The sequence below is a fragment of the Hanstruepera ponticola genome (assembly GCF_012931685.1).
Taxonomy (GTDB): domain Bacteria; phylum Bacteroidota; class Bacteroidia; order Flavobacteriales; family Flavobacteriaceae; genus Hanstruepera; species Hanstruepera ponticola.
In genome coordinates this window covers 454,849-475,115 of record NZ_JABANC010000001.1, presented here as the reverse complement: position 1 = coordinate 475,115, position 20,267 = coordinate 454,849, and the positions used below count along the sequence as shown (strand labels likewise).

General features: G+C 33.7%; 17 protein-coding genes. 7 read left to right on the top strand and 10 right to left on the bottom strand.

Annotated elements, in window-relative coordinates; translation table 11 throughout:
• Positions 1 to 28: 28 nt before the first annotated feature.
• Positions 29 to 1,279: an NAD(P)/FAD-dependent oxidoreductase gene (locus HGK31_RS02070; protein WP_191858272.1), complete on the top strand. Its 1,251-nt coding sequence runs from the start codon at positions 29 to 31 to the stop codon at positions 1,277 to 1,279.
• Positions 1,280 to 1,314: 35 nt separating this feature from the next.
• On the opposite strand, the gene HGK31_RS02065 is transcribed toward HGK31_RS02070, so the two are convergent.
• Together HGK31_RS02065 and HGK31_RS02060 are read right to left on the bottom strand one after the other, a co-directional pair.
• The gene (locus HGK31_RS02065; protein WP_191858271.1) at positions 1,315 to 1,914 is read right to left on the bottom strand and encodes a hypothetical protein; all 600 of its coding nucleotides are present in this window, start codon (positions 1,912 to 1,914) and stop codon (positions 1,315 to 1,317) included.
• 97 nt (positions 1,915 to 2,011) lie between these two features.
• Complete coding sequence (locus HGK31_RS02060) at positions 2,012 to 2,971, bottom strand: NAD-dependent epimerase/dehydratase family protein (protein WP_191858270.1); 960 nt, start codon at positions 2,969 to 2,971, stop codon at positions 2,012 to 2,014.
• 157 nt (positions 2,972 to 3,128) lie between these two features.
• Here HGK31_RS02060 and HGK31_RS02055 point away from each other — a divergent pair, with 157 nt between their 5' ends.
• From HGK31_RS02055 to HGK31_RS02045, 3 genes are all read left to right on the top strand, one after another.
• Positions 3,129 to 3,641 (top strand): hypothetical protein, encoded by a 513-nt coding sequence (locus HGK31_RS02055; RefSeq protein ID WP_191858269.1) that lies wholly within the window; start codon positions 3,129 to 3,131, stop codon positions 3,639 to 3,641.
• Between the two features lie 140 nt (positions 3,642 to 3,781).
• Positions 3,782 to 7,198 carry a T9SS type A sorting domain-containing protein gene (locus HGK31_RS02050; RefSeq protein ID WP_191858268.1) on the top strand — a complete coding sequence of 1,139 codons (3,417 nt, stop codon included), beginning with the start codon at positions 3,782 to 3,784 and terminating at the stop codon, positions 7,196 to 7,198.
• A gap of 143 nt (positions 7,199 to 7,341) precedes the next feature.
• Positions 7,342 to 9,441: a M13 family metallopeptidase gene (locus HGK31_RS02045; RefSeq protein WP_191858267.1), complete on the top strand. Its 2,100-nt coding sequence runs from the start codon at positions 7,342 to 7,344 to the stop codon at positions 9,439 to 9,441.
• Between the two features lie 51 nt (positions 9,442 to 9,492).
• Here HGK31_RS02045 and HGK31_RS02040 read toward each other — a convergent pair whose 3' ends face one another.
• Together HGK31_RS02040 and HGK31_RS02035 are read right to left on the bottom strand one after the other, a co-directional pair.
• Positions 9,493 to 10,191 carry a tetratricopeptide repeat protein gene (locus HGK31_RS02040; protein ID WP_191858266.1) on the bottom strand — a complete coding sequence of 233 codons (699 nt, stop codon included), beginning with the start codon at positions 10,189 to 10,191 and terminating at the stop codon, positions 9,493 to 9,495.
• Positions 10,192 to 10,260: 69 nt separating this feature from the next.
• Positions 10,261 to 12,561, bottom strand: coding sequence for a M28 family peptidase (locus HGK31_RS02035; RefSeq protein WP_191858265.1), 2,301 nt, complete (start codon positions 12,559 to 12,561; stop codon positions 10,261 to 10,263).
• Positions 12,562 to 12,684: 123 nt separating this feature from the next.
• Between HGK31_RS02035 and HGK31_RS02030 the strand changes: the two genes are divergently transcribed.
• Positions 12,685 to 13,152, top strand: coding sequence for a CBS domain-containing protein (locus HGK31_RS02030; protein ID WP_104734910.1), 468 nt, complete (start codon positions 12,685 to 12,687; stop codon positions 13,150 to 13,152).
• Here the strand turns inward: HGK31_RS02030 and HGK31_RS02025 are convergent, their stop codons facing one another.
• Both HGK31_RS02025 and HGK31_RS02020 read right to left on the bottom strand, forming a co-directional pair.
• Entirely contained in the window at positions 13,153 to 13,503 is a 351-nt protein-coding gene (locus HGK31_RS02025) for a hypothetical protein (RefSeq protein WP_104734909.1), read from the bottom strand.
• 7 nt (positions 13,504 to 13,510) lie between these two features.
• Positions 13,511 to 14,656: a serine hydrolase domain-containing protein gene (locus HGK31_RS02020; RefSeq protein WP_191858264.1), complete on the bottom strand. Its 1,146-nt coding sequence runs from the start codon at positions 14,654 to 14,656 to the stop codon at positions 13,511 to 13,513.
• Positions 14,657 to 14,842: 186 nt separating this feature from the next.
• Between HGK31_RS02020 and HGK31_RS02015 the strand changes: the two genes are divergently transcribed.
• Together HGK31_RS02015 and HGK31_RS02010 are read left to right on the top strand one after the other, a co-directional pair.
• Positions 14,843 to 15,175, top strand: a complete 333-nt coding sequence (locus HGK31_RS02015) for a single-stranded DNA-binding protein (protein ID WP_191858263.1) — start codon at positions 14,843 to 14,845, stop codon at positions 15,173 to 15,175.
• Positions 15,176 to 15,317: 142 nt separating this feature from the next.
• The gene (locus tag HGK31_RS02010; protein WP_191858262.1) at positions 15,318 to 17,903 is read left to right on the top strand and encodes a phosphoenolpyruvate carboxylase; all 2,586 of its coding nucleotides are present in this window, start codon (positions 15,318 to 15,320) and stop codon (positions 17,901 to 17,903) included.
• Between the two features lie 34 nt (positions 17,904 to 17,937).
• Here the strand turns inward: HGK31_RS02010 and HGK31_RS02005 are convergent, their stop codons facing one another.
• From HGK31_RS02005 to HGK31_RS01990, 4 genes are all read right to left on the bottom strand, one after another.
• Positions 17,938 to 18,411 (bottom strand): DsrE/DsrF/DrsH-like family protein, encoded by a 474-nt coding sequence (locus HGK31_RS02005; protein WP_104734905.1) that lies wholly within the window; start codon positions 18,409 to 18,411, stop codon positions 17,938 to 17,940.
• An 11-nt stretch (positions 18,412 to 18,422) separates the two neighbouring features.
• Positions 18,423 to 18,731: a TusE/DsrC/DsvC family sulfur relay protein gene (locus HGK31_RS02000; RefSeq protein WP_191858261.1), complete on the bottom strand. Its 309-nt coding sequence runs from the start codon at positions 18,729 to 18,731 to the stop codon at positions 18,423 to 18,425.
• A 13-nt stretch (positions 18,732 to 18,744) separates the two neighbouring features.
• Positions 18,745 to 19,992, bottom strand: coding sequence for a type III sulfide quinone reductase, selenoprotein subtype (gene sqr / locus HGK31_RS01995; RefSeq protein ID WP_191858260.1), 1,248 nt, complete (start codon positions 19,990 to 19,992; stop codon positions 18,745 to 18,747).
• Between the two features lie 79 nt (positions 19,993 to 20,071).
• Complete coding sequence (locus HGK31_RS01990) at positions 20,072 to 20,248, bottom strand: hypothetical protein (RefSeq protein WP_162919940.1); 177 nt, start codon at positions 20,246 to 20,248, stop codon at positions 20,072 to 20,074.
• Positions 20,249 to 20,267: the final 19 nt, after the last annotated feature.

The following is a 20,267-nucleotide window of genomic DNA, read 5'->3' as shown; positions in this document are numbered from 1 at the left end:
TAATTAATCAATTTATACTACAATACAAATGCAGGATATAAACACAGATGTTTTAATCATTGGAGCAGGCCCATCAGGGTCAGTTGCAGCGGCATATTTACACAAACAAGGACTTAAGGTAAAAGTTGTTGAAAAGAGTAAATTTCCAAGGTTTGTGATTGGCGAAAGTTTATTGCCAAGATGTATGGACCATTTTGAAGAGGTAGGCCTTTTAGATTGTTTGAAAGCTGAAAATTTTGAAGTAAAGTCAGGAGCCAGGTTTTTAAGAGGCGATATTGTCTGTAATTTTGATTTTAGTAAAAAGCATACGGACGGATGGGATTGGACTTGGCAAGTTCCCAGAGCTGACTTTGATTCGGCTTTAGTTAATGAGTTGTTGAGTTGGGGAGTTGACATTGCTTTTGAACATGAAGTTGTAGAAGTTGAATTTAATGATGAGGGCTCGTCAAAAACAGTAGTGAAGGATGAAATGGGTACTAGTTATAACGTGCATGCCAAATATATTGTAGATTCCAGTGGTTACGGACGTGTATTGCCACGTCTATTGGATTTAGATAAACCTTCTTCGATTCCAGAGCATTCTTCTATTTTTGGCCATGTTAATGATGTTAATAGGCCAGAAGGAACAGAAGGCACGCTCATTACTTTTGATGTGTTGGATAAAGATACCTGGTTTTGGGTCATTCCGTTTTCTAATGGGAATACGAGTTTGGGATTTGTGGGAAAAAATGAATTTATAGATTCGTTTGAAGGAAATACATCCGAACGTTTAATGAATATGCTTAAGCATTCAGATTATTATTATGAACGCTTTAAAGATGCGCCATTATTATTTGAGCCGAAAAGTATTAAAAACTATTCGAAAGCTGTAAAAAAATTCTATGGTAATGGTTTCGTGTTAACAGGCAATAGTGCCGAATTTTTGGATCCAGTTTTTTCTTCTGGAGTAACATTTGCTACAGAATCAGCACTTCAAGCTTCCAAGCTTATTGCCAAAGAACTTCAAGGTGAATCTATTGATTGGAAAGCAGATTATGAGGACTATATTAAATCAGGTGTTGATGTATTTGCTACTTATGTAAAAGAGTGGTACACTGGTAATTTACAAACTTTATTTTTTCACAGACCTGAAAACCCAGATGTAAAAAGACAAATTTGTGCGGTTTTAGCTGGTTATGTTTGGGATCAAACCAATCCATTTGTTAAGAAGCACAACAGAGTCGTCAAAACCATGGCTCATTTAATAAATATGGAAAAAGAACAAAGCGAGTCTGTTTAAGACTCGCTTTTTATTTATGATTTTGATTAAGTATGTTACTTATTGTTTTTATACATGTGCTTTGTTAGAGCCCTAGCAAAAATAATATAAGCATCAGCAATACGTTGACCAGAATTAAAATCGTATCCACCGTTTCCTTGACCTTCAATTTTAGTGTAATCTGCAGAGAAAATAACATTTTCTGGCTCTCCAGTTTTATAGACGCTTAAAGTTACTTCGAGTTTCGAGTTATGCCTTACAAGCCCAATATTGTATCCAGGATAAATCATAGTAGTATGAACTTTCATGGTATATTCAGCACCTGAATCTTTTTCAACTTTTACGGCACCATCTTTGTATCTATCATTAAATGTTTCAATGAATCGTGGTTCATAATATTCCTCTCTATCACTAAACCAAGATTCTTTGAATTTTTTACCGGTTCCTGGCTCTTTCTCGTCACGTTTAGCCATTTTATCCTCTAAAAACTCTTCTTCAGAATCGTATTTAGGTATTGAGAGGTTAGAATAGTCAAAGACAACATTGTATTCAGTGATTCCTTTAAGATTCTCCCAATCACCTTTGGTTACTTTTGCCTTTTGAGCCAATAGCGTTGTTGAGAATAACAATGCTGCAATAAAAAATAAGTTTTTCATGATGTTAGTTTATTGATTTTAAGGCTAAAATAGAAAAACTTTGTTTATGGCAACATACGATAAGTTGCGTATTTTGTAATTTAAGCTAAATAAGCTTTTAGGAATTTTGATTGGCTAGACTTTTTAGATTGGTAAGCATTTCATTAGTAATAGCTTCCAAATCGTGATGATGACTCCAATTCCAGTCTTTACGAGCATGACTATCATCAATACTTTTTGGCCAAGAATCGGCTATTTCTTGCCTAAAATCGGGCTCATAGGAAACTGTGAAATCTTTCAAATGTGATTTTATTGATTTCACAACATGTTCAGGTGTAAAACTAATAGCAGCCAAATTATATGAAGATCTAATTTTTATAGAATCGAGAGGAGCTTGCATTATTTTAACAGTCGCTTCTATGGCATCATCCATAAACATCATTGGAAGTTCAGTATGTTCAGATAAAAAACAATCATAATGATTGTCAGTCAATGCTTTATGGTAAATATCAACGGCATAATCAGTTGTGCCACCACCTGGTAAGGTTTTCCAGCTTATTATTCCCGGATATCGAATGCTTCGGACATCAACATTATATTTATTGTGGTAGTATTCACACCACCTTTCACCAACTTGTTTAGTAATTCCATAAACAGTGGTTGGCTCCATAACAGTATATTGCGGTGTATTTTCTTTTGGAGTTGTCGGTCCAAAAACGGCAATGCTAGAAGGCCAAAATATTTTGTTGATGATTTTATTTTTGGCAAGATTTAAAACATTAAAAAGTGAATCCATATTTAAATCCCAAGCCTTCATAGGGTATTTTTCACCCGTTGCACTCAACATGGCTGCCATCAGATAAATAGTATCAATGTTATATTTTTCAACGCATATCTTCATACTGGAGTAGTCTTGAGCATCTAGGATCTCAAATAATCCTGAATTAACAACATCTAAATTTCCATAATTTATGTCGCTAGCAATAACATTATCAGCACCATGAATAGCTCTTAATTTTTGAGTTAATTCAGATCCTATTTGTCCACAAGCTCCAATGATTAATATTTTTGGATTCATCTAAATAAAGTTTAAAAAAGTCATCAAATTTAACAAGAAAAAACAAAGGCATCATAAATTTTACTTAAAATAAGAACTTTAATCAAAGGATATGTTTTAATTTCGATTTTAAAGAAAATTAATACAATATATTTGTCTTTTATAGTAAAGTTAAGTCATGAAATTCGTAAGTTTTTTATTTTTTATTTGTCTTATATCCTGTCAAGATTCAAACAAACAAGATGTTGAGGTTAACATTGAACAGAATTCTCAAACGTTAGTAAGCCAGGCAGATATTGGAAACTTAAAATACATTGAATTTTTGCCAGACATAAAAGTAAAGAAGCAAATAAGTGGTTGGGAAAAATATAGTGAACTAGACCGTATTGTTGAGGATGTTAAAGCTGCTAATCTTTCATTTTTTAAAGGGAATAGCGAAATTGTAAATGCGCTTTGCGAAGAACTAAAGTCAACTATCCCGGAGAGTATGAATACGCCACAGATATTCTCGCGTGTAGTTGCATTGGAAACCAAAATTTTTAAACTCGAAAATTTTATTAACCAATCAAATCCCAAAAAGGAACTTGTACTAGGTGCCGTTGAGGAATTTTTGATAGCCTTTTCAAATTTCAACCTTCAAATGAATAAAAAAATTGAAAAAGAGTCTCAAAATATTCAAAAGCCCAACTAATTTTTTTTAAAACCTATTAATTATAGATTTTTTATATTATTTTTGGCTACCAAATTTCACTGTGAAATCAGTCATTTTTAAGTATTTAGGTTAATAGCAATCTTCTTTTTTCTGACTTATTTCCCCAAAAAACAATTCAAATGAAAAAGATATTACCAGTACTTTTTATTCTTGCATTCTCTTTTACACACGCTCAATTTAACCAAGAAGCTCCTTGGATGAAGGAATTGAATGTTGAACAAAGACGAAATACAAACCCTGTTACATTTCAAGAAATTGTTGATGCTTTTGATTCTTATTGGGAAACAAGAGATCCAAATGTAAAAGGGAGTGGCTTTAAGCCGTTTATGAGATGGAAAAATTATTGGCAAAATTTTGTAAAAGAAGATGGAACGTTACCAACTTCGCAAGAATTATGGGAAACCTGGGAGACAGTAAACAATTCAGAGCAAAATCGAAGACGTGTAGATGAAAGTAATTGGATACCAGTAGGACCTTTTACCCACACAAATACAGGTTCATGGTCATCTGGACAAGGAAGGGTAAATGCTGTTATTGTTGATCCTAATAACCCAAACACATATTATGTTGGAGCACCTGCTGGAGGGCTTTGGAAGTCAACGGATGCTGGTTCTAATTGGACTACTACAACTGACAATTTACCACAAATTGGAGTTTCAGGAATAGCGATTGACTATAATAATTCAGATATTATTTATATTGCCACCGGTGATGATGATGCTAATGACTCTTACAGTGTTGGTGTCATGAAATCTATTAATGGAGGTGATACTTGGACAACAACTGATTTAAATCCAGGTAATACGCCAAACTCTATGAACGACATTTATATACACCCAACCAATTCTAATGTTTTATGGGTAGCTACTAACAATGGTGTTTACAAGACAACAGATGCTGGTATAAATTGGAGAAATACCAATTTAAGTAATGCATCCAATGGGACTAGAGGACTTAACATAAGAGATATTAAAATTAACCCAAGTAATCCAAATATCATTTATGCCGTTTCATCAAGTAACTTTTTTAAATCCACTGATGGAGGTGAGAACTTTGATATTATTTTAGGGCATGGTTTGCCAGTTGGATCCTCACGTATTGTTATTGATGTTACTCCAGACAATCCTAATGTTGTTTACTTACTATCAGCTACTAATTCGAATAGCTTTCAAGGACTTTATAAATCGACGAATCAAGGTGATGATTTTTCTTTAGTGGCTAATGAAGGATCTGTTGGGAATATATTCGAAAGTACACAATCTTGGTACGATATGGCAATGAGTGTCTCTGATATTGATGAGGATGAAGTTTATGTAGGTGTGTTAAATATTTGGAGAACTAGTAACAGTGGTCAAACATTCCAAAAATTAAATTATTGGAATGCACCATTTTCAGATGCTTATACTCATGCAGATATTCATTTCTTACGTTTTTACAATGGTGAATTATATGCTGGTACAGATGGTGGTTTTTACAAATCTTCTAACTCTGGTATTAACTTTACTGACCTAACAGCAGGCATGCAAATAAGTCAGTTTTATAAGGTTGCTGTTTCAAAACAGACATCTTCAAAAATGGTTGGAGGATTACAGGATAATGGTGGTCATGCTTTTAGTAATAATCAATGGCAAAACTATTATGGTGCTGATGGAATGGATACTGCTATAGATCCAAATAATTCAGATTTATTTTATGGTTTTGTTCAATTTGGAGGAAGTTTAAATATTTCTTCAGCAGCAGGAGCCAGTTTAAATGGTCAAGTAGGAGGTCCTTCTGGTGAGCAAGGAAATTGGGTAACACCATTAGCTATGAGCAAAAACAGTGAGTTGTTTGCTGGTTATTCAAGTTTATACAAGCTTACTGGTTCTAGTTGGACTGCTGTTTCATCAAGTTTTGGAACTAATATTGACAGATTGGAAATAGATGAAATTAATCCAAATAATATCTATGTATCTACCAATGCTACCTTAAGGAAAAGTACCAATAATGGTATTAATTTTACATCTGTTGAAACTTTCCCTTCCAATATTACCTCAATTGAGGTAAACAATACGGACAATTCAATAGTTTATGTTACGACCTCAAGTAGTGTTTACAAGTCTATTGATGGCGGAATTAATTTTTCTAATATTTCAAGTGGGTTGCCAGGCGTAACAAAAAATGTGATAAAGCATCAAGGTTTACATGAAGAAAATCCTTTGTATTTAGGCACTAGTTTAGGGGTATATCGTTATGATGATTCAACCTTAACTTGGGAATTGTTTAACAACAATTTACCTAACGTTTCAGTTACTGATATAGAAATCAATGTTTTTGACAATATTATAACGGCTTCAACTTATGGTAGAGGTATATGGCAGTCAGGTTTACCTACCTTATTGGCCAGTGATGATGTAAAATTAGTTGAGGTAATTGGTGTGGATTCTACAATTGAATGCGATACCGAAATTTCTGCACAAGTTGTAATTGAGAATAATGGCGTTAATATTATAAATAGTGTTACTGTTACTTACTTTGTTGACAACGTTAGTAGCAGTTTTGATTGGATTGGATTTTTGAGTACTGGTGAGACAGCTACAATTGATATTCCTAGTTTCTCTCTAGAAAGTGGTAGTCATGATTTTAGAATAAATACCACGATTTTGAATGATGCCTATCAGGTAAATAATGATTCACAGGTTTTTAGAATTTATGCAAATGATTTTGGCCTAATAAATGAGGTTTATACCTTTGAAAACGGAACAGATGATATGCTGGTAATTGATGAAGGTTCTAATTCTCAATATTGGGAAAAAGGAGTGCCTACTGGCACAGTTTTAAATACCACTAATTCAGGAACGCAGGTTTATGCAACAAATTTATCAGGAAATCACGCCGATGGTGTTAAAAGTCATTTAGTTTCGCCTTGTTATGATTTAACCAATTTATCAAGCCCAGAACTATCATTTTTTATGGCCTATCAATTAGAACGTGATTGGGATATTGTTTATGTAGAGTACACTACTGATTCTGGTGAAAATTGGGATGTTCTTGGTTCAACAAGTGATCCTAATTGGTATAACAGTAACACAACTGCTGGGCAAAACAATACTTGTTATAATTGTCCAGGTGCTCAATGGACAGGAACAAGTCCTTTAATGCAAGAGTACACTTATGATTTATCAGCTTTTGATACAGAAACTAATATAGCTTTCAGAATTGTTTTCCATTCAGATGCTGCCGTTAATTTTGAAGGAGCCATTGTTGATGATTTTGTAGTGAGAGGAACTTTGAGTACTCAAGAGTTTGATACCAATGCTTTTTCAATATATCCAAACCCATCTAGTAATGTGTTCAACATTAAAGTTGTCAATACTAACGCATTTAGTTTTGATGTTTACGATATTTCAGGTAAGCTTATAGTTAGCCAACAAAATGTAGATGTTACTTCTGGAGTCTATCCATTAAATTTGAGTACATATGCATCTGGAGTCTATTTTCTTCAATTAAAGACGGCAGAGGCAACGGTAACCAAAAAGTTGATCTTAACCGATTAAAAAACATCATTTTAAAGCATACGTCCGCTTGGGTTTTCAATTCAAGCGGATTTTTTTTATTAATATTTTGTTAATCTATGTTAATGACTAAAATTCAAGGTTCAAATAGTAGTAAATTGTAGCATTAAAATAAACACAAACAAATGAATACTAACTTTAAAAAATTATCCCTTTTAAGTGCTGTAGCCTTCGTTGGTTTAGTAGCATGTAAAAAGGAACCAAATGAAGAAACAGCTCTTGTAAAAGAAGATGTTGTTCCTGGGATTAATCTTGATTTTATGGATACTTCTGTAAAACCTAATGATGACTTCTTTCGTTATGTAAACGGAAGCTGGTTAGATACCAATGAAATACCAGATGACCGATCAACTTGGGGAAGTTTTTCTGAACTACGAAAAAAAACCGATGCTGATGCATTGAGCATTTTGGAATCGGCTATGTCTGATAATAAAGACATAGAGAAAATTCAAATTTTACCAGGATCTGACCAAGAAAAAGCAGTTCATTTTTATCAAACCATTATGGATACGGTTGGTAGAAATGAGCAAGGCATAGAGCCAATTAAGCCCTACTTGGCAAAGATTGATGCTATTCAGAATCTTGATGATCTACAAAACTTTATGATTGATATGGAGCCAATTGGTGGTGGCGGATTATATGGTTTTGGCGTCGGTTCAGACCCTAAAGATAGTAACCGAAATGTAGGTTATTTAGGAGGTGGTAGTACAGGATTACCAGATAGGGATTATTATGTTAAAGATGATGAAGATTCAAAGGAAAAGCGCGAAAAGTATGTAGCACACATGACAAGAATGCTTCAATACCTTGGTGATACTGAAGCGGTAGCTAATGAAAAGGCCAAGCAAGTTTTAGCTTTTGAAACCCGCTTAGCCGAAGCCAAAATGGATAAAGTAGATAGAAGAGATGCTAGAAAAAGATATAATCCTAGATCTATTAGCCAAGTACAAGAGATGGTGCCAGCAGTAAACTGGAAAAAGTTTTTAGAAGGTATAGGTGTTAAACAAATAGATACTGTGATTATTGGAGATTTAGGGTATTACAACAGATTGCAGGAAGTATTGGCAGATGGTAATGTTGCCAATTGGAAGGCTTATTTAGAGTGGAAAACATTGCGAAATGCCGCAGGAACATTAAGCACCGAATTAGAAGAAGCCAATTGGGAATTTTATGGCAAAGAATTAAATGGTGCTAAAAAACAAAGACCAAGGGATGAACGTGCTTTAGGAGCTTTAAATGGAACTATTGGCGAAGCTTTAGGAAAATTATATGTTGACAAAATGTTTCCACCTGAAGCTAAAACGAAAGCTGAAAACATGATTAAAAATGTGATTTTAGCTTTTGAAAACAGAATTAATAAACTGGACTGGATGAGTGCGGAAACAAAACAAAAAGCCATCGAGAAATTAAGAGCTACCAAAATTAAAATTGCTTATCCTGATAAATGGAAGGACTATGCTGATTTAGAAATAAAAAGTGTTGAAGAAGGAGGTTCTTATTTACAGAATTCATTGAATGCCAATAAGTGGAATTTCAAAAAGGATTTAGACAAGTTAGGTAAACCAGTTGATAAGTCTGAATGGTACATGGCACCACAAATAGTGAATGCTTATTTTAATCCTGCTTATAATGAGATTGTTTTCCCAGCAGCCATATTACAACCACCATTTTATAATTATAAGGCTGATGATGCTGTAAATTACGGTGGAATAGGAGCAGTAATTGGTCATGAAATATCACATAGTTTTGATGATTCTGGTGCACGTTATGATAAAGATGGGAATCTAAATAATTGGTGGACAGATGAAGATTTAGAACAATTTGAAGCTCTAGGTGCTGCCCTTGCCGAGCAATATAGTGCCATTGAAGTATTACCAGATGTAAACATAAATGGTAAATTCACTTTAGGTGAAAATATTGGTGATTTAGGTGGTGTTTTAGCAGCTTATGATGCCTTACAAATGAGTTTCGAAAAAAACGGCAGACCTGAAAATATTGACGGTTTTACGCCCGAACAACGCTTTTTTATGAGTTGGGCAACTGTATGGCGTATTAAAATGCGTGATGATGCATTAAAAACTAGAATTAAAACTGATCCGCATTCACCAGGTATGAACCGTGCCGTTCAACCACTATTAAATGTTGATGCGTTTTATGAGGCCTTTAATATTAAAGCAGGTGATAGTATGTATATTGCTCCAGAAGATCGTGTGAGAATCTGGTAAGGCAACTAAATAATTACGAACTAAAAAGGGCAGTTTTAAACTGCCCTTTTTTTAATTCTTTTTTTCAGGTTGAGGCTTTTGTTGTAATAAAGCATTTTTACTCAATTGCGCTAAATTAAAATTAGGAGCCAATTTTAAAGCCTCATCTAAAATAGCGACAGCAGCATCAATGTTTTCCGTTTTATTTTCATTGAATTTTATCAATGCTTTCAAGTACATAAACGCAGCTTTAACTGGAACCTGATACGGTTGTTGTGTTTCGTAAAAGGTTTTACCCATGTTGTCTTTTGAATTAGCCAAGCCAAACTCTGTATATTTTGTTGCTTGATCCAGTTTTTGGGTTTGTAAATACACTTCTGCCAATTCATAAGCTACAGAGACCTCGGGATTTCTTTTATACAATTCTTCAAAATGAACAATGGATCGTTCATACTCGTTTATTGATTTTAAGGATACCGCTTTTACTTCAACAGCAATATCTGAATCATCAACTTTATGGTCAATACCAATGGTGTTTAAAGCTTGAATATACTTGCCTTCACTCATATAAATCATGGCAAGTGTATCTTGTCTGGCTTGAGTTGGAGCCAAAACATTGAGATGTGTTAAACCACTTATTACACCTTGAACATCACCTTGGTTTTTCATTTGCTTGTAATAAGCTTCGTAATGTTTTATTAAATCTTGATTAGTTTGTGCAAAGGAATTTACGCCCAGAACACAAAGACAAATTAGTATTACACGTTTCATAAAATGAAATTTTTATTAATCGCCCAAAGCTATAAAAAATAGCTAATCAAACTCTTAAAACAATGCTAATTATTTAATTGTCAAAACTGTTTTAACAACTATAGCGTCATTGAGCACAAAAGGTTTGGGAATCATATTCTCATTACGTTTGGAAACATCTAATAGCTCGTTTTCAATTAAATCATAGGTCGCCTCATAAAACTGTAAGTGAGTGGTTTGGTTTTTTGGAAGTGTAAAAACCATATCCAATGGCTCATTGTCAGTTACATAATAGCTAAAAAGTCTATTATTAAACCTGTTATTAAAAACCGTTTTTGTCGCATCTATTTCTTTTGCAGAAACGCCATTAATCATAGCTTTCTTGAATATTGAAGTTGAATCTGCAAACACCTCAATGCGTTCTGCATTTCTATTGGAAGCGAAGCAAACAGCAATTTGTCTGTAGCCATCAATAATAGAATCATGAGTAATTTCAATTTTAGGAAGCGGTATAGGTTTTATTGGAGCGGCTTTGGTAAATGAAAACCCAGTTTGATATTTACTTCCAATGGTATTTTTTTGTAATTCAGAAGCTGGTTCAGGATGCTCTGTTAGGTAGGTTTTTGTCCAGTCGTCTAACACCTTATCATAAGTAGCCCAAAGAGCTGTATTTTTATCAGCATCTAAAACATACAATAGACTGTTAGGTTTAGGAGTTTCTTTGCTAAATGATGATTTATTATGTGCAGAAATTAAAAACCAACCTGTCAAAAACAAAAACAGTATTGATAAACGGTTTTTATGTTTGAAAAAGCCAAATACTTGAAGCAATAATCCAAAAATAAGTACAACAAAAATACAAGAAACAAATAGAATTTTTAGTCCTAGTCCAACAGGAAACATTTTGACCAAAGGAGCCATAATGACCAAAACTGGAAAGGTTAAAAATGCCAATAAAATGGTATTGGGTCGTTCTTGCCGAATTATTATCCACAAACCAATTAGTCCAAAATAAAGAGGAATGATAAAAAAACTAGCTCCTTTTAATTTAAAAGCGATTAAACCACAAATTAATAACCAAATAGTCAAGGGAGCAACCAATAAACTAGCCGTGTTTTTAGTGTTATAAGCTTTGTGGTAAACAAAAAAGCAAATACTTAAGGTCATACAGGTAAAAGCAGCAATGTAAGTATGTCCATTGTAAGTAAAACCATGTAACATCTCATTGTATTGAGGATAAATCACACATAATAACTTCCATAAGCCAAATCCTATAATAGCACTAAAAATAAGTGTTGTAAAAAAAGCAACAAAGCTTTTCACAACATGACCGCTAGAAAGGGAACCTTTTTTAAAACCATAAAATATGAGATAAATAAATAGTATTAGCGCCAAAAGTAGCATGGGTAGTATCCAAGAAAACGGATAGATAACAGTTTTAAATAAAGGCACATTGAAGTATATGTAATCTTCTTTGCTTTTAATGTTGTTTAAATTGGCATCAGCAAAATACGTGAGTAAGGGCATGAGATATGAACCTTGATGCTCAAGTGTATTTCTATCTAATCGTGAGTAGGTGTCTAGAGCCGTATGATAATCAAAGTGATCGTCAATAAAAGCAAAATTAAAACCATCAATATCAGCATCTTCACGAAAACGTGTCAAATCTGTATCATTTGGAAGCATTTTATAAATACTGTATGCTAACGAGTTAGCTACTGGATATTCTGGATTGGCCTCAACAAAGTGCTTCATTAAATTGGCATTGCCTTGATTGGTTTCTATGAGCATGTAGCTTGGACCACCACTACCACGAGCTTCAAAATTTAAAACCAAACCAACGTCATTTGCCCAGGGATGTTGATTCACAAAAATATCAGCGCCATTTAAACCTAGTTCTTCACCATCAGAAATGAGAATAATAATATCATTTTTAGGTGTTTTATTAGTGTATAAAAATGCTCTTAATCCTTCAAGAATTGTAACAACTCCAGAGCCTGCGTCACTAGCTCCCAATGATGAATGCGGATTGCTATCATAATGGGTTAAGAGTAACAAAGCTTTTTCTGAATCATTACCCTTTATTCTAGCCAAGATGTTTTTGGGCTTTGACAGATTTCCCCATTTACTCATGGAGTAGCCTTCTTGAATTTCAGTTTCTAGACCTAATTTCTGCAGTTGTTCAATTATATAATTACGAACGCTGGTGTGTTCATTATTTCCTAAATAATGCGGCACTTTTGAAATTTCTTTTAGAGGAATGAGCGCACGTTCAGTTGAGAAATTTTCGTTGGGAGTATCGATATTTGAAATACTACTAGGTAATAAAACATGAAAACTCCAATAAGTAACAATAAGAATAAGTAATAACGCTGTGATTTTTTTAAACATGAATGCAGATCATTTATTTTTCAATAAAAGTAAACAATTTTCAAGCTAAATGTAAAGTTGCGTTAAGGCTTTAGGATTACAGATTTAAATTATTTATATTTAGTAAAATAAAAAGTCAAAATCATGGGTATAAAAAGTTTTCAAGGCGCTAGGAAGCAACAACAAAATACTATAGAAAATGAATCTTTAAAGGTTAGTGATTACATGACACGAGATTTAATTACTTTTAAACCAGAACAATCTGTTGAAGAAGTTATCGAATCTTTAATAAACAATAAGATATCTGGAGGACCTGTAGTCAACGAGAGAAATGAATTAGTTGGGATCATTTCAGAAGGAGATTGTTTAAAACAAATAAGTGATAGCCGCTACTATAATATGCCGATGGAGCAAGATACGGTAGAGAAACGCATGATTAAAAATGTTGAAACTATTGACGGAAATATGAATGTATTTGATGCTGCTAAGAAGTTTCTGGACTCAAAAATAAGACGTTTCCCAATCGTTGAAGATGGTAAGTTGGTTGGTCAAATAAGTCAAAAAGATATCCTTAAGGCAGCTATAAAATTTAAAGGACAAAACTGGAAATAATTAATCCTCACGTTTAACCAAAGCATAATAATCATTTTCCAAGGGTAGATAACCTTGGTCGTAAACAAAGTAATATACCGTACCCACTTTGGTCGTGTAAATACTGGTGAAGTAATTAAAGTCAAAGCCTTTTTCTATTAGTTTAGCCCTAGAAGTTCTGGTCTTCTTATCAGGATTTAGCTCTTCTAATATCCGGTAGTTTTTTCGCAGGCGGTTATTGGTATTTCTAATTAGGTTTTTGCTATCCTTATTTATCCGGTTGTTGTACGAATTACGGCAAGCATCACTACAGAATTTTTTATCAATTCTGCCTACTATTTTATCACCACATTCTGGACATTGTTTTTGCATAGTTTGTCTATTTACTAATTTGTGAAATGGAAATTAAATCATCCATAAAGTCGTTTAGATTTAAAACACCAACTGCATAATCACAATTAATCTGCATGGCAGCTGCAATGCCATATTTTGGATAATAAATAAAAATGGAATTAAAACCAGGCATAAAACCTGTATGGCCATAAGCTTCACCATGTGCTGTTTCATAAATAAAACTACCCATACCATACGAGCTAGAGCCTTCAACACGAGTCCCATTTGGATTTGGTGTCGTGATATAATTTAAGCTTGACTTATTTAAAAGAGCACCTTCATAATAGAGCTTGGCCCATCTGGCCAAGTCTTCAGTTGTAGATGCCATACCACCTCCAGTCCATTCAACCTGTGGATTCATAAAATATAGTTTGCCATCAACAGTCTTATTAGGGACATGAAACGCTGGAGGCATACGTGAATAGCCAACAGCTAAATTCGTAATTTTTCGTTGCAACGAAGGATAGGTGTGAGTGAGATGCTGAGGTTTTAGAATTTGAGTTCGGACTAAATCGTAATAATTCTGTCCGGTTACTTTTTCAATGAGCATGCCCAAGAGAATATAGTTGGTATCTGAATATGCCCAGCCTTTACCTGCTTCATGAACAGGTTCGTCTTCGAAAATAACCGATAATCTTTCTTCATAGGACCAAATCTTGTCAGGATTTTCATGAAGTTGATTCCATATTTCGGGTTTTAATACGTAACGTGGTAACCCAGAAGAATGTTGTAATAACATTTCTACTGTAATGTCATCAATATTAGGAAGATTGGTCAGCCATTCCGTGTCAGGAAAATAATCCATATAAGACTTTTTAAGGTCAATATTACCAGATTCTACCAACTTAAACACTAACGTGGCGGCATAGGTTTTACCTATACTGCCCGAAAAAAACGAATGCTCAATAGTTAGTGGAATCTGTTCTTCAATATCTGAAAACCCTTCAGAATAGTTTTTAATTTTTCCTCTATTGTCAATTATTGAAAAGTTTATTCCTGGCAATTGCTTGTCTTGAATAGTCTTTTTTAAATACGCAATAATAGAATCGTTTAGGGTTACCTTTTCAGTGATTTGTGTATAACCGATTGTTATACAAAATAGTAGGGTTACGGTTAGGAATTGTTTTTTCATGACTTAATTTATGCGTAAAAATTCCCTTAAATATAATACAATTATTCGATTACAAACGACAACAAACATTTACAAACGAATTTAAATAGGTAACTACCGACTGCTATTTGCAAGCTGTTGCATCTTTGCCATGTCGAAACATAAGAACTCGATAGTATTAACTGTTTAACATTAAAAATTAAAATTATGAACGCATTAAGAAACAAAGTACAGTTGATTGGAAGATTAGGACAAGATCCTGAAATAATCAATTTTGAAGATGGTAACAAAATGGCCAAATTTGCATTAGCTACAGATGATAGCTATAAAGATAAAAAAGGCTTAAAAGTAGAACGTGCTTATTGGCACAACATTGTTGTAAAAGGTGGCTTGGTAAAAGTAGTTGAGAACTATGTAACCAAGGGTCAGGAAATTGCTATTGAAGGAAAACTGACCAACCGTTCTTGGGAAGATAAAGATGGTAACAAACGCTACATGACAGAGATAATTTGCAACGAATTGTTGATGCTGGGAAAATAAAGTATCTACAACATTCCGAAAAAAAGAGCTTTATTAAGGCTCTTTTTTTATTTAAAATAGGTTATGGTTGAATTATTCGCAATTATTATGAATAGCCATTCATTTTTGAAATTCCTTTAGTATTTTTATGAAAAACAAGGTCATGTCAACTTCACCAAAATTAGTACGGTTTAAACAAAATGTTCTGTCTAAATTTCAGATTTACAACAGTATATTTATGACATTACCGTTTGATTCAATCACTAAAACAGGTGCACTTTTACCGTTGTTTCATGAAACCTGTGAATTGGGGTTTAAACAAGGTGATAATCCAACGACCATAGTTGAAACGTTTTTTAAAAAATACCAAGCTAGACGTTCTGAAGAAAGTCAGATTAATTTATTGTTTCGATTTATTCAGTACATAGAACGCCAAGTGGTATTGTTTGATGCAATTGAAGACGCCGCTTTCCCTATAGTCAACAACATGGACGGTATTGGAACCTTACGTAGCTTAAAGGAAACCGCTGCTTCTGAAGGGAAAATGGAAGACTTAAGAACTTATCTTGAGGCTTTTAAGGTTCGTATTGTATTAACAGCTCACCCGACTCAATTTTATCCTGGAGCTGTTTTGGGTATCATAACTGATTTGGATGAAGCCATAAAAACCAATGACCTTTTAAAAATAAACGATCTATTGGCACAGTTGGGAAAAACACCTTTTTTTAAACATAAAAAACCAACACCTTATGATGAAGCTGTTAGTTTGATTTGGTATTTGGAGAATGTGTTTTATAATTCCTTTGGAAGCATTTTTGATTACATCCAACAAAATATTTTTGATGATGAGGATATTGAAAACGATATCATTAATATTGGATTTTGGCCTGGAGGTGACCGTGATGGTAATCCATTTGTCACACCAGATATCACGTTAAAGGTTGCTATGCGATTAAAGCAAACCATTTTAAAGAACTATTATCGAGATATCCGTAAATTAAAGAGACGTTTAACCTTTGAGGGGATCGATAATAGAATTGCCCAGTTGGAACAAAAACTATATGCCAAAAGTTTTGGCTCTCATATGGATGGTACATTAACGCTTTCGGAATTCAAGGAAGAGTTACAAAACATAAAAGCGGAGTTAATAGACAAGCACCAATCATTATTTGTTTCAGATGTCTCTAGTTTGATAAACAAAGTACATTTATTCGGATTTCATTTTGCGGCTTTGGATATCAGACAAGACAGTCGTGCCCACGATGCTGTTTTTAATTCGATGGTGGATGTGGTTATTTCCAGTGGTAGCTCTGTGTTTCCAAAGAACTATCATGAGCTATCGGCAAAAGAGCAGGTAGATGTATTGTCAAAAATTAAAGGCAAGGTGGATTTAGACCTTTTTCAAGACGAAGATGTTTTAAAAACTTTAGAAACGATAAAAGCCATAAAAACCATTCAGGACAATAATGGCGAACGAGCAGCCAACAGGTATATTATTAGTAATAATCAAACGACCCTTAATGTCATTCAGTTGTTTGCTATGCTTAAATTGGTCGCCTTTCATGATGATTTAACTGTGGATATTGGACCATTATTTGAAACAATTGAAGATTTGGAAAATGCACCTCAAGTTATGGAAGAGCTTTATACAAATCCAAATTATGCGGCGCATTTAAAAAAACGGGGTAATAAACAAACGATTATGCTCGGTTTTTCTGACGGCACGAAAGATGGTGGTTATCTTATGGCGAATTGGGGAATTTTTAAAGCAAAAGAACGACTCACGGAAGTGTCTCGAAAATATGATGTTACCGTTATTTTCTTTGATGGTCGCGGAGGACCACCAGCAAGAGGAGGCGGAAAAACACACCAGTTCTATGCATCTTTGGGTCCTACTATTGAAGATAAGGAGGTGCAGCTAACCATTCAGGGACAAACCATTAGTTCGAATTTTGGAACCTTGGATTCTTCACAATATAACTTAGAGCAATTAATTAGTTCAGGAATTTACAACCGTTTGAATGAAAATAATTTGGCTATGTCAACTGAAAATAGGGAAATAATTAATGATCTGGCAGGAAGAAGTTACAAGACCTATTCAGATTTTAAAAAACACCCCATGTTTTTGCCTTATTTAGAGCGTATGAGTACTTTAAAATATTATGCCAAAACGAATATTGGTAGTCGCCCATCTAAAAGAGGTAAATCTTCTGAACTCGTATTTTCAGATTTAAGAGCTATCCCGTTTGTTGGTAGTTGGAGTCAGTTAAAACAAAATGTTCCTGGTTTTTATGGCGTTGGGACGGCCTTAAAACATTATGAGGATGTTGGTGAATTTGAAAAGGTGAAAAAGTTATATAACAGTTCTAGTTTTTTTAAAACGTTGATAGAAAATAGTATGATGTCCTTGTCAAAATCATTTTTTGATTTAACAAAATACATGGCAGATGATCCTGAATTTGGAGAGTTTTGGAAAATTATTTATAATGAATATAAAACATCAAAACGATTAATATTAAAACTGACAGGTTACAAAGAACTTATGGAAGAAGAACCTGCAGGAAAGGCTTCAATTGATGTTCGTGAGTCCATTGTATTACCATTGTTAACTATTCAACAATATGCGTTAAAGAAAATTCAGGAACTTCAAAAAGCAAAGCCTGAAGACAAAGAACAAATTGAGATATTTGAAAAATTAGTGACCCGATCACTATTCGGAAATATTAATGCCAGTAGGAATTCGGCTTAAAAAATGCGTTAGAATTTTCTAACGCATTTTTGTTTTATATAAACAGTAGCTGACAACCTTCTTGGTCTGCGCGACTGTAGAAATCACCAATAGTGAGAATGCCATCTAAATCGTCAATTAAATCCTCTCTAGTTAGGTGAAACATATCTACAGCCAATTTACAAGCCCAGAGTTTACAGCCTGAATCAGTTAGTATTTCCAAAAATTCGTCAATAGGCGGCATATCTAATTTTTCCATTTCTTTTTTCATCATTTTTGTCGCTAAAGCCTCCATGCCAGGTAGACCACCTATCATAGTTGGAATATGCATTCCAGGATTACCAACAGTCGCTACCTTAAGGTGTTCAAGCTTTTTCTTTTGAATGGCTTCAAGCCCGAAAAACGTAAAAAATATTTCCGATTCTATACCTTCCATTCTAGCACCATTAGCCATTACAAAGGCAGCATACGCATTTTCTATGGTTGCTTTAGATAGAATGAAGAGCATTTTTTTAACTTTTGTACTCATAGTTTTTTATATTATATACAACTTTTTGGTTTAGGTATACCAGCAATTTTGGTAGAGATCTTCAGTGGACCACCAGGGAATAGATTATAGAATTCCTTTATGTTAATCACACCACTTTTTTTAATGCCTCTAATAGAAAGTGGTTCTTCTTTTTTATGCTTTTCCTGAAGATATTCAATTACTTCATAGTGTTTTTCGGTTAAAACAACGTTACATTCACCGGCTATACATTCGCAAACCTCGCGATCCCATTGCTTGAAATCCACTAAATACCCTTCGTCGTTAACTTCAATTTCCTTGTTTGCTATAACTTTTATCATAATTTCTAAATATTTAGTTAGTTACTTTATCAAATTTTTTTCCTTTTTCATTCATTGTAGCCGATACAAATGGAATATGAATACCCTTTATAAGCATGTTCCAATAAATCCATCTAAAAGCCATTTTACCCATATGATTGGTTCTACTTTCCTTAAGAAGTTTTAAAGGACCAACTCCAGGAATGGGAAATGTACCTTCAACAGGCTCATGTGTGTAATTAAAATCAATCAACAAAGCTTTGCCATTTCCAGTTTCGACAAAGCAATTGGCATGACCATCAAATTCTTCTTTTAAGGGCTCACCTTTTATGTATCTTAATATATTATCTGTTAGAATTTCTGCTTCGAAATGTGCAACAGAACCTGCTTTTGATGCCGGTAAATTGGTGGCATCACCAATTGCAAATACATTTTCATAATCTTTAGTTTGTAAAGTTGCTTTATGTGTAGGTACAAAATTTAAATCGTCACCCATACCAGAACGTTCAATTAAAGCATCTCCCATATTAGTTGGAACGGTTACTAATAAATCATAATCTACTTCAACATCTGCATAGTCTATTATTTTATGATTTTCATAATCAACACGCTCAATATTAAAATCAGTGACTTCTTTTATGTTTTTTTCTTCCAATAAGTAGTGCAATGCTTCTGTAGCTTTAGGTTTTGTAAATGCACCTCCCAATGGTGTTACATAAGTGATTTCGACTTTATCTCGTATACCTTTGTTTTTAAAATAGGAATCTGCTAGAAAGGCAAATTCTAAAGGAGCCACAGGACATTTTATAGGCATTTCAGTTATGTGAACAACTAATTTACCACCTTCCCATTCTCTTAATTTGTTTCTTAAAGCTTTGGCACCTTCATATGTATAAAAATCAAAAATACTCTTATACCATTCCGGACCATTCATCCCTTCAATTTCGTCTGGTGCAATTTTAGTTCCAGTAGCGATAATTAATATATCATAATCTAATGTGGTTCCACTTTCAAGATTGATTTTATTCTCTTCTGGTCTAATGAGATCAATTTTTTCCAGGATATAGTTAACCTGTTTAGGAATAAACTTTTTACCATTTTTTTTAACCTGTTTTGAGGTGTAAATGTCAAAAGGTAAAAACAGAAATCCTGGCTGATAGTAGTGGGTTTTATACTGATCAACAATGGTTATAGTCCATTCATCTTTTGGTAGTTTAGAAATTAGATGGTTAGACATCATCGTCCCTGAAGTACCCGCACCTAAAATGACTAAATTTTTCATAATCTTACATTTAAAATGTAAAATTACAATCCATAAATGGTATTAAATATGATTTAAATCATGTAACGGGAGGCAGTAATTAGGCAACTTTTTTAAGCAAATCAAAGCATGGGCATTTGCCACAACGCTTGTTTTCGCCTTTTTTATATTTTTTACAACACTTGCTTTTTACCTTATTTGCATTGATTACTCCAGCTTTATGTAAGGTTTTTAAAGCTTCTTTCTGTTGTTTTTTTTCTTTTTTCTTTTTGCCCAAACTTGACTCAATTGAAGAA

Excerpts from the sequence above, each read along its gene's own strand:
- HGK31_RS02050 (WP_191858268.1), top strand. The coding sequence starts at position 3,782 with ATGAAAAAGATATTACCAGTACTTTTTATTCTTGCATTCTCTTTTACA.
- HGK31_RS02015 (WP_191858263.1), top strand. The coding sequence starts at position 14,843 with ATGAACGCATTAAGAAACAAAGTACAGTTGATTGGAAGATTAGGACAA.
- HGK31_RS02030 (WP_104734910.1), top strand. The coding sequence starts at position 12,685 with ATGGGTATAAAAAGTTTTCAAGGCGCTAGGAAGCAACAACAAAATACT.
- HGK31_RS02000 (WP_191858261.1), bottom strand. The coding sequence starts at position 18,731 with ATGATAAAAGTTATAGCAAACAAGGAAATTGAAGTTAACGACGAAGGG.
- HGK31_RS02040 (WP_191858266.1), bottom strand. The coding sequence starts at position 10,191 with ATGAAACGTGTAATACTAATTTGTCTTTGTGTTCTGGGCGTAAATTCC.
- sqr (WP_191858260.1), bottom strand. The coding sequence starts at position 19,992 with ATGAAAAATTTAGTCATTTTAGGTGCGGGTACTTCAGGGACGATGATG.
- HGK31_RS02010 (WP_191858262.1), top strand. The coding sequence starts at position 15,318 with ATGTCAACTTCACCAAAATTAGTACGGTTTAAACAAAATGTTCTGTCT.
- HGK31_RS02035 (WP_191858265.1), bottom strand. The coding sequence starts at position 12,561 with ATGTTTAAAAAAATCACAGCGTTATTACTTATTCTTATTGTTACTTAT.
- HGK31_RS02065 (WP_191858271.1), bottom strand. The coding sequence starts at position 1,914 with ATGAAAAACTTATTTTTTATTGCAGCATTGTTATTCTCAACAACGCTA.
- HGK31_RS02045 (WP_191858267.1), top strand. The coding sequence starts at position 7,342 with ATGAATACTAACTTTAAAAAATTATCCCTTTTAAGTGCTGTAGCCTTC.
- HGK31_RS02005 (WP_104734905.1), bottom strand. The coding sequence starts at position 18,411 with ATGAGTACAAAAGTTAAAAAAATGCTCTTCATTCTATCTAAAGCAACC.
- HGK31_RS02070 (WP_191858272.1), top strand. The coding sequence starts at position 29 with ATGCAGGATATAAACACAGATGTTTTAATCATTGGAGCAGGCCCATCA.
- HGK31_RS02025 (WP_104734909.1), bottom strand. The coding sequence starts at position 13,503 with ATGCAAAAACAATGTCCAGAATGTGGTGATAAAATAGTAGGCAGAATT.
- HGK31_RS02060 (WP_191858270.1), bottom strand. The coding sequence starts at position 2,971 with ATGAATCCAAAAATATTAATCATTGGAGCTTGTGGACAAATAGGATCT.
- HGK31_RS02020 (WP_191858264.1), bottom strand. The coding sequence starts at position 14,656 with ATGAAAAAACAATTCCTAACCGTAACCCTACTATTTTGTATAACAATC.
- HGK31_RS02055 (WP_191858269.1), top strand. The coding sequence starts at position 3,129 with ATGAAATTCGTAAGTTTTTTATTTTTTATTTGTCTTATATCCTGTCAA.